Source organism: uncultured Kushneria sp. (genome assembly GCF_947497025.1).
GTDB lineage: Bacteria > Pseudomonadota > Gammaproteobacteria > Pseudomonadales > Halomonadaceae > Kushneria.
This window is the reverse complement of the sequence record NZ_CANMFC010000006.1, coordinates 205210-217822: the sequence shown is the minus strand read 5'-3', so window position 1 is coordinate 217822 and position 12613 is coordinate 205210. Positions and strand designations below refer to the sequence as shown.

Here is a 12613-nt window from a genome sequence, read left to right as displayed (position 1 = left end):
AAATGCGACCCATTGTCAGGGAGTCTCCACCGTGTCCAGCAAGTTTGCTACCACCGAAGTTCTGAGCGTTCATCACTGGAACGATTCGCTGTTCAGCTTTCGCACCACTCGCGAGGACAGCCTGCGCTTTAAAAACGGCCAGTTCGTGATGATCGGGCTCGAGGTCGATGGCAAGCCGCTGACGCGTGCCTACTCGATCGCCAGCCCCAACTGGGAAGAGCATCTGGAGTTTTTCTCGATCAAGGTGCAGGACGGCCCGCTGACCTCAAGGCTTCAGCATCTCAAGGTTGGCGACTCGCTGCTGGTCAGCCGCAAGCCAACCGGCACACTGGTGCTGGATGACCTGAAGGAAGGGCGCCACCTCTACATGCTCTCCACCGGCACGGGCCTTGCGCCGTTTTTGAGTCTGATTCAGGACCCGGAAGCCTACGAGCGCTTTGACAAGGTCATTTTGATTCACGGCGTGCGCACTGTCAGTGAACTGGCCTATCAGGAGTTTATTACCCGGGACCTGCCCAACCACGAGCTGCTCGGCGAAGAGATCAGCGAGAAACTGATCTACTACCCGACCGTGACGCGTGAGGATTTCCATACCATGGGGCGTCTGACCGATCACATCCGCTCCGGCAGGCTGGCCGCCGATATCGGTCTGCCGCAGATGACCCCCGAACATGACCGCGCCATGATCTGTGGCAGCCCGGCCATGCTTGAGGAGAGCAGTCAGGTGCTCAACGAGCTGGGCTTTACCATCTCGCCGCGCATGGGCGAGCCGGGCGACTATGTGATCGAACGCGCTTTTGTCGAGAAGTAGGGCCGAGATCGAGAAAGCGTACCGGGATTGATAAGTCGTGTCGGTTCATGACACCAGAAGGCGCCGGGCTCACGTCCGGCGCTTTTTTGTGTTCTGAAAACCGGCAGGACGAGTCTTTCGGTGAATTCGATAAAAACGAATGGAAAGCGGCAATTATTGCGCTTCACCTTCAATTAAATGGGCGTGTAAAGTGGCGTTATTCCATCATCCTGCATCATCTTCAAGGATAAAGGCATGTCGAAAGCACTGATTCTCAAATCCAGCATTCTTGGTGAACATTCCCAGTCCAGCCAGCTGGCGGACTATCTGGGCGATCGTTTTGAAAGCCGCCACGGTGCCGGCAGCGTCACCGTTCGTGACCTGGCCGACACGCCGGTTGAAGTACTCGATGCCGAGCTGATGGCGGCCCTGCGCGGCAGCGTGGCCGAACCGACGCCGGCTCAGCAGGAAGCCCTGGCCCTGTCGGACACGCTGGTCGAAGAACTGAAAAGCCACGACACCATCGTGGTCACGGCGCCGATGTATAACTTCAACATCTCGACCCAGCTCAAGACCTGGTGTGATTTCGTGGCACGTGCCGGCGTCACTTTTCGCTATACCGAACAGGGCCCCGAAGGCTTCATTACCGGCAAGCGTGTTGTTGTGTTGACCACGCGTGGCGGTCTGCATCGCGATACCGATCACGACCTGGTCACGCCCTATCTGCGTACCTTCTTGGGCTTTCTGGGCATGACCGATATCGAGTTCGTCTATGCCGAGGGTCTGGGGATGGGCGAAGAGGCGGTCAGCACCGCCCAGTCTTCTGCCCGTGCCGAGATTGACGCGCTGTCGCTGTAGAAAGCGACACTGCAACAGAAAAACCCGCCAATCGGCGGGTTTTTTGTGTCCGTAGCGGTGCGAACCGCTGGTTCAGACAGCGTCCTGACCGGTTTCGCCGGTACGGATACGGATGACCTGCTCAAGCGGGGCCACGAAAATCTTGCCGTCACCGATCTTGCCGGTGTTGGCCACCGAGGTGATGGCCTCGATGATCTGATCGACCATGGCATCATCCACGGCCACCTCGATCTTGACCTTGGGCAGGAAGTCGACCACGTATTCGGCGCCACGGTACAGCTCGGTATGGCCTTTCTGACGACCGAATCCCTTGACCTCCGTCACGGTAATCCCCTGAACGCCAACTTCGGAGAGTGACTCGCGTACGTCATCGAGCTTGAAGGGTTTGATGATGGCAGATACCAGTTTCATCTTTCGTGTCCTCACCTGATCGTCATGGAATGGGTAGGGCCGCTGCCCTGTGGTTCAAGCATACAGTGCCGCTTACCGGTTGAAAAAACATGATTGCCATTGAATTTCAGGCGCTGTGTCATGCCGGCATGAATGCTGTGGTAATACATCATGGTCTGGTGCATGAAAAGGGCACCCTGGCCGGGTGCCCGAAACAGTGCGGATCGGACAGGCGAACGCCTAGCGCTTGCCGCCAGTGAATTCAGGATAGGCTTCCAGTCCGCATTCAGCGACATCCACGCCTTCATACTCCTCTTCTGCGCTGACGCGTACCCCCATGACGGCCTTGATCACCAGCCAAACGACAAGGCTTGCTCCGAAGGTCCAGATGAAGATGGATGCCATGCCCAGAAGCTGGGCGCCAAAACCGGCCTCGTTGTCGGTGAGCGGTACGGCCAGAAGGCCCCAGATGCCGACGACACCGTGTACTGAAATGGCGCCGACCGGATCATCGATGCGCAGCTTGTCCAGCGCCACGATGGCAAACACGACCAGCAGACCGCCGACGGCACCAATCAGGGTCGCGGCCAGGATGCCGGGGGCAGAAGGACCGGCCGTAATGGCCACAAGACCTGCCAGCGCGCCGTTAAGCCCCATGGTGAGATCGGCCTTGCGAAACCACAGTCGGGCCAGAATCAGGGCGGCGATCACGCCACCGCAGGCAGCGGCATTGGTGTTGGCAAAGACCTGAGCCACGGCGTTGGCACTGCCGATATCGGAGAGCTTGAGCTCCGAGCCGCCGTTAAAGCCCAGCCAGCCCAGCCACAGGATAAAGGTGCCCAGCGTGGCCATTGGCATGTTGGCACCGGGGATGGCATTGATGGCGCCATTCTTGCCGTACTTGCCCTGACGCGGGCCCAGTACCAGCACGCCGGCCAGTGCCGCGGCCGCGCCGCACAGGTGCACGATGCCGGAACCGGCATAATCACTGAAGCCTGCTTCGTTGAGGAACCCGCCGCCCCAGGACCAGTAGGCCTGAACCGGATAGATCAGACCGGTCATGAATACCGCGAACAACAGAAAGGACCAGAGCTTCATGCGCTCGGCCACGGCGCCGGAAACGATTGACATGGCCGTGGCCACGAACACGACCTGAAAGAAGAAATCCGAGCGGGCGGCGTAATAGGTGTCGCCACCACTTGAAAGCACGTCATTCACGCTGTGCTCAGCGCCGATCAGAAAGCCGAAGTCGGGCAGGAAGCTGCCGCCATTGCCCAGATAGACAATGTGATAGCCGACCAGCATGTACATGGTGCAGGCAATGGCAAACAGCGCCATGTTCTTGGTCAGGATCTCGGCGGTGTTCTTGGCCCGCACGAGGCCGGCCTCCAGCATCGAGAAGCCGGCGGCCATCCATAGCACCAGCGCACCGCAGATCAAAAAATAGAAGGTATCAAGTGCGTACTGCACTTCTACAAGTTCGTTCATGTGATTATATCCTTGCAGCCGGAGTCTGGACGGCGTCAGTGCCACGTTCGCCGGTACGAATGCAGATGACATCGGTTGATGTTACGAAAGGCTTCTCATCCATGATTCGGTGGCCGTTTCCCCGAGCGCTGTGATCGCTCAGAGTGATACGCACGTCACAAGGCACGAAGGACTGGATCATGGTCGTGATGAGTGTCATGTGTTGTCTTCCTTGATCAGGCTGACCGACGCCCTGCCATTACATAGCACGCAATGTGCCATTGTGATGGGAGTGCTTTAAAAATAGATATTTATTGAAAATCCAGCGTTTCGGTAAAATCATGTAAGCACCACAATTGCGCATGAACGGCCCCTGGGTGCACTAAAATGGCGTGGTGAATGCTCGGCAATGCGCGCTTTTGGTGCGTTGCGGTTTTTAGGCGTTCCGGCGTCATGTTGCGTATCCTGTAGGCAGGTACTGTCGGCAGGCATCCCCGGATACGATGCGGCCGACCCTCTCTTTAAGAGAACGCAGACAATCAGAGGAAGGGCAGACATGGCAAAGCACGATATTTTTGGACGACTGGCGCAGCAGGTCGGCGAGCGTCTGCAGGACGTCTCTCGCGGGCCCGAGGAAATCCAGCGCACGGTACAAAGCGCCATGCGCAGCGCCTTTGACCGCATGGAGCTGGTTTCGCGCGAGGATTTCGATGTCATGATGGAGGTGCTCCAGCGCACTCGTTCACGCGTGGAAGCGCTGGAAAAGCAGGTGACCCGTCTGGAAGCCGCCCTTGATGAGCGTGACGGCAAACCGGCTGCCGACGTCACGCCTTCCGAGATGAGTGCCGCCGCCCCCGGTGGTGCCAGCACGACGGCCGAGGCCGAACGCCTCGCCGGTGAACATGATGCCCCCGCCGCGTCGGTTGGCACCGGCAGCGACGTATCGCAGGACAGCGCCTCGGCCGCTGCCGGCAAAACCGGCTCTACAGCCTCCAAATCTGCCGGCAAGACCACCCGGGGCAGCGGCAAGCGCGCTTCCGGCTCTGATGATCAAAGCGGGCAGGGCACTGCAGACTGAATCTGTTCGGTCATCCCCGTCCTTTCAGCACCGCCTGCCTGGCGGTGCTGTCGTTTCAACCGCTGCCGAACGTCGATCCGATGGGGCGTATGGCCACGAAGACTCGACGCTTCGCCTGCAAATGAAGTAAAACCCTCCCTTTGCGATACACCTTAAGGTCCGTCAAAGCTTGTCGGGCATTGTCATGGTGCGTGCCAGCGGTTGCGATGGTTGCCCCGAGGCTGCCCGGCCAGCAGGGCGCGTACGCATCAGGAGTGGTTTACATGTCTCATGCTCACGGGCAGGCGCTGCCCGAACTGACCCTGCGCGGCATCGTGCTGGGGGCACTGATTACCGTGGTTTTTACCGCCTCCAACGTCTATCTCGGTCTCAAGGTCGGGCTGACCTTTGCCTCCTCGATTCCGGCGGCGGTGATCTCCATGGCAGTACTGCGCTACTGCCGCAACGCCAATATTCTCGAAAACAACATGGTGCAGACCCAGGCCTCGGCCGCCGGGACGCTCTCGGCGATCATCTTCGTGCTGCCCGGGCTTTTGATGATCGGCTTCTGGGCGGGCTTTCCGTTCTGGCAGGCATTTTCGATCTGCGCCATCGGCGGCATCCTGGGCGTGCTCTATACCATTCCGCTGCGTCGGGTCATGGTGGTGCAGAGCTCACTGCCCTATCCCGAAGGGGTGGCCGCTGCCGAAATTCTCAAGGTGGGTGAGAGCTCGACCGAGAGCGACGGCGCCAAACGCCAGAGCACCGGCGCCGGAGATATTGCCCTTGGGGGCGTGGTGGCGGCACTCTTTACGCTGCTGGCCAGCGGCTTTCGCCTGCTCGCCGACAGCATCAGTCTGTGGTTCAGCGCCGGCCGCGCCGCCTTTCAGCTCTCCACCGGCTTTTCGCTGGCGCTGGTCGGGGCGGGCTATCTGGTCGGGATCGTCGGCGGCATGGCGCTGCTGATTGGTCTGATAATCGCCTGGGGTGTGGCGGTGCCCTGGCTGACGCTGACTCATGCTCAGGGTCCCGGGCAGTCGCTAAGTGAACTGGGCATGTCACTGTGGTCCAGCGACGTGCGCTTCATGGGCGCCGGTACGATCGCGATTGCCGCGCTCTGGACGCTGGGCACGCTGTCGACATCGCTGGTTCAGGGCATGCGCCACGCGCTGGCCGGCGCTGCCAGACCGGGCAACAGTGTCATCGAGCGTACCGACCGTGACCTGCCGGGGGCATGGATTCTGGGGCTTGCCGGCGTACTGCTGATCGCGCTGCTGGCCGTTTTTGCCGTCTTCATTCAGTCCAATGCGCCGGAGCTTTCATCGCTGGCCTTCTGGTCGCTGGTAATCGGCTGCGTGCTCTTTGCCTTTGTTTTTGGCTTTCTGATCGCCGCGGCCTGCGGCTACATGGCGGGGCTGGTCGGCTCTTCCAGCAGCCCCATTTCGGGGATCGGCATCATCGCGGTCATTCTGGTCTCGCTTTTGATTCTCGCGCTTTCCGGCATCAGCACTGACATTGCCGGTGCCGCCGGCGGGCAGCTGGCGGTGGGGCTGGCACTGTTTACCACTTCGGTGATTCTGGCCATCGCTGCGATCTCCAACGATAACCTGCAGGATCTCAAGACCGGCTACCTGGTGGGCGCCACGCCCTGGCGTCAGCAGCTGGTGCTGATCATTGGCTGTGTGGTGGGCGCGCTGATCATCCCGCCGGTGCTGACGCTTTTATACAACGCCTATGGCTTTACCGGGGCACTGCCGCGCGAGGGCATGGACCCCACTCAGGCGCTGGCCGCACCGCAGGCCACGCTGATGTCGCAGATTGCCAGCGGCATCTTCAATCGCGACCTCAACACGCACATGCTGCTGATCGGCGTGGCGCTGGGCGCGGTGCTCATCGGCATCGATGAGCTGCTGCGCCGCCGCGGTGGCGTGGCACGTCTGCCGGTGCTGGCAGTGGGGCTGGGCATCTACCTGCCACCGAGTGTGAACATGCCGCTGGTGATCGGCGCGCTGCTCTCCTGGTGTGTGGCCCGTCGCCTGAGACATGTCGATGTCTCGACGCGCGAACGCTCGCAACAGCGCGGCGTACTGCTCGCCTCGGGGCTGATCGTGGGTGAAAGTCTGATGGGTGTCCTGATGGCCGGCGTGATCGGCTTGACCGGCAGTGACGCACCGCTGGCGCTGGTCGGCAGCGATTTTGCCACGACCGCCCAGTGGCTGGGCCTTGGGGTCTTTGTCGCCGTGTGTCTGGCCTTTTATCAGCGGGTGACGACAGCGCGCGCATAAAGGCTGCGCTGTTGATGACCGCGCCCCGCCATCGAGCGGGGCGCGGCCGTTTTGAGCGTTGTGTCAGACGCCGCGGCTTATCGCAGCCTTATCAATTCAGGACAGGGGCCTGAGACTTCCGGATCATGCCTGGTTCGTTCGTCCGCTATCCTTTGTGAACCCTGTTTGATCAAACGTCCCTGATCCAGCGTATTCGACCCAAAATGTCATCGATTAAAAGAGTTCTGAACCATGTTCCATCTGGTTGCTGCCCTGCCCTGGGGCATTGTCGTGCTTCGTTATTTATTGCCGCTGACGGCACCGCTCTGGATCAAGCTTGCTCTGGCGCTGGTGCTGCTGGTCGTGGCCGAACAGCATTTGATCAGCCGCTGGCTCACCGGGTCGATCTTTTCCCCTGAAACGCCACGCCCCTTGTCGATGGTATTGAACGCCCTGTTTGGCGCGCTGATTCTGCTGGCGGTCTTCCAGCTGCTGATGGATCTGGTCATGTTCATCACCATGCTGTTTAAACAGCAGCGCCTGTCTGCACCGGACATGGTGCGCTACGCCCTTGCCGGGCTGGCGCTGGGTCTGGGCATGCTGGGCGTGCAGCAGGCCACTCGTGTCCCGCCGGTCAAGGACATCGAGGTGACCATCCAGGGACTTGCCCCGCCGTTTGAGGGCTATCAAATCGTGCAGCTCACTGATCTCCACATCAGCGGGCTTTTTCCAGAGGCTTGGAGCCGAGCGGTGGTCGAGCGCACCAATGCGCTGAATGCCGATGCCATCCTGATCACGGGGGATCTGATGGATGGCACGCTGCAGAACCGCCGTGACGACGTTGCCCCGCTGGCCGGGCTTCGTGCGCCTGATGGCGTGTTCGTCATCCCCGGCAACCACGAATACTATTTTGGCTACGAGCCGTGGATGCAGCACTACGTCTCACTGAACATGCAAAGACTTTCCAACTCGCACGCGCTCATCGAGCGTGACGGCGCGCGCCTGGCCATCGCCGGCGTCACGGACCCGGCCGGCCCGAGCCGCGGCCTGCCGGGCCCGAACGTGGCGGCAGCCGTTGAGGGCATTCCCGCCGAGGTGCCGATCATTCTGCTCGATCATCAGCCCAAAAATGCCCGGGACGCGGCGCGTGAAGGCGTGGCCCTGCAGCTCTCGGGACACACCCATGGCGGCATGATTGTAGGGATGGACCGGATCGTGGCACGTGCCAACAACGGGTTCGTATCGGGACGCTATAACGTGGAAGGCATGACGCTCTACGTCAGCAATGGCACGGCACTATGGATGGGCTTTGCCCTGCGTCTGGGCAAGCCTTCGGAGCTGACCCGCATCACCCTGCGCCGTGAGTGAGGGCTCGCTCTGCCTCGTCAGGGGCGGTGGCGGGCACGCCTGAGTGATCGGTACGGGTCAGCCACTGGTAATAGGGCCGCATCGGTTTCACAATGATGTCCTGATGTAGCGCCGACACCCGCATGACAGGCCCGCGTGCCTCGTCACTCGATGTTTCCATCGCGGTTTGATGGGGTGATGTTCGACCCATGACATGCGGATGCCGACCTGCCGATAGAATACTGATGGTTCAGGCCCGCGAGGCCGCCACTGGCGGCGTCGATGCGGCGACGTTGCGGAGACCTTGATGACGACCTATTGCCAGACCCTTGAAAGACAGCCCGCCGATACCGCCGAGCGTCAACAGTTCATCACCCGGCTGGAGACGATCGTGGGGCGGGACTTCGTGCTCAGCGACGAGGTCAGCACCCGGCGCTATCGCACCGGCTTTCGATTTGGCACCGGCCGGGCGCTGGCGGTGGTGCGCCCTAGCACGATTGTCGAGCAGTGGCAGGTACTGAAAGCCTGCATGGAAAGTGATCGCATCGTGATCACCCAGGCGGCCAACACCGGTCTGACCGGGGGCTCCACGCCGGACGGCGACGACTACGACCGCGAGATCGTGATTGTCAGCACGCTGCGGATGAACATCATCCAGCCCATCGATGACGGCCGTCAGGTGATCTGCCTGCCCGGCGCCACGCTGGATCAGCTCGAAAAGACGCTGGCACCCATGGGGCGCGAGCCACACTCTGTGATCGGCTCCTCATGTATCGGTGCCTCGGTGTTTGGCGGCGTGTGCAACAACTCCGGCGGCTCGCTGATCAAGCGGGGACCTGCCTATACCGAAATGGCGCTCTATGCGCGCATGAGCGAGGCGGGCGAGCTCGAACTGGTCAACCATCTGGGCGTGCGGCTCGGCGACGATCCGGACACCATCCTTGAGCGTCTGCAGCGTGGCGATTACCGCGAATCCGACATCGACAAAAGCGATGCCGCGGCGTCTGATCCGGACTATCACCAACACGTTCGTGACATCGAGGCCGATACCCCGGCGCGTTTCAATGCCGACCCGCGTCGGCTGCACGAGGCCGCCGGTTCGGCCGGTCGGCTGATGGTGTTTGCCCTGCGGCTGGACACCTTCGAGCAGGAGAAACATCCGAAGGTGTTCTACATCGGTACCAACACGCCCGCAGAGCTGACCGAACTGCGCCGGCAGATATTGTCTGATTTCGAGACGCTGCCGATTGCCGGGGAGTACATGCATCGCGACGCCTATGACATCGCCAAACAGTATGGCAAGGACACCTTCCTCACCATTCAGCACCTGGGCACCCATCGGCTCCCGGCGCTGTGGGATCGCAAAAACCGCATTGATGACGTCTGCAATCGGCTGCGCTTTCTGCCCACCTATGTGACCGATCGCGTATTACAAACGCTCGGCCGGTTTTTCCCCGATCATTTGCCGGCACGCATGAACGACTATCGTGATCGCTTCGAACATCACCTGCTGCTCAAGGTCGGTGAGGAGAACGTGGCGCGTACCCGCGCTTTGCTCGACAAGCACTTCGCCACGCGAGAGGGCGAGTATTTCGAGTGCAGTGATGACGAGGGCAAAAAGGCCTTTCTACATCGCTTCGCCGCGGCCGGCGCCGCCGGTCGCTATCGCATCATTCATGGGGAGGAGGTCGAGGACATCGTGGCCCTTGATGTGGCGTTAAAGCGCAACGAGCGTGACTGGCTGGAGGTCCTGCCCGATGACGTCAATGACCTGATGATTCACAAGCTCTACTACGGCCACTTCTTCTGCCACGTGATGCACCAGGACTACATCGTCAAAAAGGGCACTGACTGTCTGGCGCTCGAGCACCGCATGTGGGAACTGCTGGATGCGCGCGGCGCCGAATACCCGGCTGAGCACAACGTGGGCCATCTCTACAAGGCCAAACCGGCCCTGCGCGCGTTCTATCAAAAACTCGACCCCTGCAACTGCTTCAATCCCGGCATCGGCCAGACCAGCAAGAAGCGTCACTGGGGAAAACATGACAAGGAGAGCGCCTCATCGCACTGATGGCCGTTTCGGTTAAAGTCTCGGCAGGGAGCAGCCGATGCTAAAGGGATATCTAATGCACGTCGCGGGAGGCGGCGTGCCGATTCCCTTCTGGAGCCCTGCATGCTTGCGATCATTCCCACCCGGGCCAGCGTTGGCCTGGCCGCGCCTGAAGTCGTGGTCGAGGTGCATCTCTCCAACGGGCTGCCGGGCCTGGCCATCGTGGGCCTGCCCGAGGCGGCCGTGAAGGAAAGCCGCGAACGGGTGCGCAGTGCGCTCATCAATGCCGGCTTTGAGTTCCCCGCCAAACGTATCACCCTCAACCTGGCCCCGGCCGATCTGCCCAAGGAGGGCGGGCGCTTTGACCTGCCGATTGCGCTGGGCATTCTGGTTGCCTCCGGGCAGATCCCGCAGGAAGCGGTCGGCAACCTTGAGTGCGTGGGGGAGCTGGCACTCGATGGTCAGTTGCGCGCTGTGACCGGCGTTCTGCCGGCGGCACTGGCGGTGGCTGATGTCGGGCGTCAACTGTTATTGCCAACGGCCAATGCCGATGAGGCCGCACTGGCCGGCGATCTGGACGTGCTGCCGGTGTCCAGCCTGCTGGAAGTGGTGGCGCATTTGACTGGCGAGCGGCGCATCGCCCCCCACCAGCTGACCGAGCCGCCCGCAGCTACTGTCGCCGCGGCAGATCTGTGTGACGTCCGCGGCCAGCATCAGGCACGTCGCGCGCTGGAAGTCGCCGCCGCCGGTGGGCATAACCTTTTATTTGCCGGCCCGCCAGGCACCGGCAAGACCATGCTGGCGAGCCGGCTTGCCAGCATTCTGCCGCCGTTGACCGAAAGCGAGAGTCTGGAGGTGGCAGCCATTCGCTCGGTGTGCGGGCTCGATATTCTGGAGCGCTGGGGCCAGCGCCCGTTTCGCGCCCCGCATCATGGCGCCAGCCCCGCCGCGCTGGTAGGCGGCGGTTCAAGGCCCCGCCCGGGGGAGATTTCACTGGCCCATCAGGGCGTGCTCTTTCTGGATGAGCTGCCGGAGTTTGATCGCAAGGTACTGGAGGCCATGCGTGAACCGCTGGAATCAGGAAAAGTGCATATCGCCCGTGCCAGCCATCAGCGCGAGTATCCGGCCCGGTTTCAGCTGGTGGCGGCGATGAATCCGTGTCCCTGTGGTCATCTGGGCGACCCGCGCCAGCAGTGTAGCTGTACCCCCAATCAGATTCAGCGTTATCAGGCGCGCCTCTCCGGCCCGCTTTTGGATCGCATTGATCTACAGATCGAAGTGCCGGCGCTGCCCGCCGAACAGCTCACTGCCAAAACGCAGGGCGAGAACTCCGAGACCGTGCGTGCACGCGTGATGGCCGCGCGAAGGATTCAATACGCCCGCGACGGACTCAACGCCCATCTTTCCACCAGTGAGCTGGAAGCCGCCTGCGCGCTGGGCGATGACGAACGCGCCTGGCTCTCCGGCGTACTGGCACGGCTCAATCTCTCGGCGCGGGCCTATCACCGCGTGCTCAAGGTCGCGCGCACCATTGCGGACTTGAACGGTGAAGCGAAGGTCGAGAAGGGCGCCCTGATGGAGGCCATTGGCTATCGCCAGCTTGATCGGATGATGGGGCGGAGCGTGTAGGGTGAACATGATACGGCCTGATGCCCGGTGGTATCAGGCGTTGATGGCGCGCTCCATGCGGGCAAAGACCGGCGCACACTGGCCGTGCCAGTAGCTGTCGAAATCGAAGCGGCCCTGCTCATGTTGATACCAGCGATAGGCATCCGCCTTCAGGTTTTCTGCCTGGCGTCCCTTCATGTTGGCCCCTTTCTGCTGAAAGGCCGATTGCAGGATATCGAACGCTGCGGGTTCAAAACCCTTCTCGGCGCCGGTGACCGCGCAGGTATAGATCGCGACTGCCTGGCTGCCAGGGGTGTTGAATTCGTCGCTGATGTAGCCCTGTGCCATGACGTTGAGCGAAATGCTCAGCAGGATAGTGCCTGCCAATACGGCTTTCATGTTCAAGCGCGTACCTCCGGTGTCGATGGGAATAACGATAATTCGTGGTATTGGCGCTGAGCGGCCCGGGCGATAACGGTCGTCGCCCGTGGTCACGATGACAGCGTCCTGTACCGGCGTTCCTATAGCGTTATCGACCGCCAGGTGCCCCTGCTTTAGAAGAGGAGGGCTCTCGAACAGGTTCCTGCCATGGTCACTCTTATCCTCGTTGCAATCCTCGTTGCATGAGTGGGCGGTAAAAAGATAACGGGATGTCGTTAAGCTAAATTTAGGTTTTCTGTATGATGGCTCCGGGATTGACCCTGACCGTGGATGAGGCACTAAAAGAATGACGAGGAAGAGTGATGGCGAGTGATCCCGATGATATGAAACGGCGCGATTTC

Annotated in this window: 10 protein-coding genes and 1 pseudogene; 7 read left to right on the top strand and 4 right to left on the bottom strand. The window is 61.1% G+C overall.

The genetic code is table 11. The features are described 5' to 3' along the window. The first annotated feature begins 31 nt into the window (after positions 1-31). Both Q0931_RS12745 and Q0931_RS12740 read left to right on the top strand, forming a co-directional pair. Positions 32-811, top strand: coding sequence for a ferredoxin--NADP reductase (locus Q0931_RS12745; RefSeq protein WP_299260840.1), 780 nt, complete (start codon positions 32-34; stop codon positions 809-811). A 234-nt stretch (positions 812-1045) separates the two neighbouring features. Then, on the top strand, positions 1046-1648 hold the full coding sequence (locus tag Q0931_RS12740) for an FMN-dependent NADH-azoreductase (protein ID WP_299260838.1): 603 nt from the start codon (positions 1046-1048) through the stop codon (positions 1646-1648). Positions 1649-1720: 72 nt separating this feature from the next. On the opposite strand, the gene glnK is transcribed toward Q0931_RS12740, so the two are convergent. The 3 genes from glnK to Q0931_RS12725 all read right to left on the bottom strand — a co-directional run bounded on the left by glnK (position 1721) and on the right by Q0931_RS12725 (position 3960). After that, on the bottom strand, positions 1721-2059 hold the full coding sequence (glnK, locus tag Q0931_RS12735; protein WP_086621444.1) for a P-II family nitrogen regulator: 339 nt from the start codon (positions 2057-2059) through the stop codon (positions 1721-1723). 219 nt (positions 2060-2278) lie between these two features. Further along, positions 2279-3526, bottom strand: a complete 1248-nt coding sequence (locus Q0931_RS12730; RefSeq protein WP_299260833.1) for an ammonium transporter — start codon at positions 3524-3526, stop codon at positions 2279-2281. 290 nt (positions 3527-3816) lie between these two features. Beyond that, positions 3817-3960, bottom strand: coding sequence for a hypothetical protein (locus Q0931_RS12725; protein ID WP_299260831.1), 144 nt, complete (start codon positions 3958-3960; stop codon positions 3817-3819). 101 nt (positions 3961-4061) lie between these two features. On the opposite strand from Q0931_RS12725, the pseudogene Q0931_RS12720 reads away from it, so the two are divergent. The 5 genes and pseudogenes from Q0931_RS12720 to Q0931_RS12700 form a co-directional block, all read left to right on the top strand. Next, positions 4062-4301: pseudogene (locus Q0931_RS12720) on the top strand (accessory factor UbiK family protein); the annotation flags it as partial. 545 nt (positions 4302-4846) lie between these two features. Further along, positions 4847-6847: an OPT family oligopeptide transporter gene (locus Q0931_RS12715; RefSeq protein ID WP_299260829.1), complete on the top strand. Its 2001-nt coding sequence runs from the start codon at positions 4847-4849 to the stop codon at positions 6845-6847. A gap of 231 nt (positions 6848-7078) precedes the next feature. Beyond that, positions 7079-8194: a metallophosphoesterase gene (locus tag Q0931_RS12710; RefSeq protein WP_299260827.1), complete on the top strand. Its 1116-nt coding sequence runs from the start codon at positions 7079-7081 to the stop codon at positions 8192-8194. Positions 8195-8480: 286 nt separating this feature from the next. Then, positions 8481-10244, top strand: coding sequence for a D-lactate dehydrogenase (gene dld / locus Q0931_RS12705; RefSeq protein WP_299260825.1), 1764 nt, complete (start codon positions 8481-8483; stop codon positions 10242-10244). 102 nt (positions 10245-10346) lie between these two features. Next, positions 10347-11852 carry a YifB family Mg chelatase-like AAA ATPase gene (locus Q0931_RS12700; protein WP_299260823.1) on the top strand — a complete coding sequence of 502 codons (1506 nt, stop codon included), beginning with the start codon at positions 10347-10349 and terminating at the stop codon, positions 11850-11852. 33 nt (positions 11853-11885) lie between these two features. On the opposite strand, the gene Q0931_RS12695 is transcribed toward Q0931_RS12700, so the two are convergent. Then, positions 11886-12236, bottom strand: coding sequence for a hypothetical protein (locus Q0931_RS12695; RefSeq protein ID WP_299260821.1), 351 nt, complete (start codon positions 12234-12236; stop codon positions 11886-11888). Between the last annotated feature and the right edge of the window lie 377 nt (positions 12237-12613).

Coding starts and splice junctions, on each gene's coding strand:
- Q0931_RS12740 (WP_299260838.1), top strand. CDS start 1,046: ATGTCGAAAGCACTGATTCTCAAATCCAGCATTCTTGGTGAACATTCC.
- glnK (WP_086621444.1), bottom strand. CDS start 2,059: ATGAAACTGGTATCTGCCATCATCAAACCCTTCAAGCTCGATGACGTA.
- Q0931_RS12730 (WP_299260833.1), bottom strand. CDS start 3,526: ATGAACGAACTTGTAGAAGTGCAGTACGCACTTGATACCTTCTATTTT.
- Q0931_RS12725 (WP_299260831.1), bottom strand. CDS start 3,960: ATGACGCCGGAACGCCTAAAAACCGCAACGCACCAAAAGCGCGCATTG.
- Q0931_RS12715 (WP_299260829.1), top strand. CDS start 4,847: ATGTCTCATGCTCACGGGCAGGCGCTGCCCGAACTGACCCTGCGCGGC.
- Q0931_RS12710 (WP_299260827.1), top strand. CDS start 7,079: ATGTTCCATCTGGTTGCTGCCCTGCCCTGGGGCATTGTCGTGCTTCGT.
- dld (WP_299260825.1), top strand. CDS start 8,481: ATGACGACCTATTGCCAGACCCTTGAAAGACAGCCCGCCGATACCGCC.
- Q0931_RS12700 (WP_299260823.1), top strand. CDS start 10,347: ATGCTTGCGATCATTCCCACCCGGGCCAGCGTTGGCCTGGCCGCGCCT.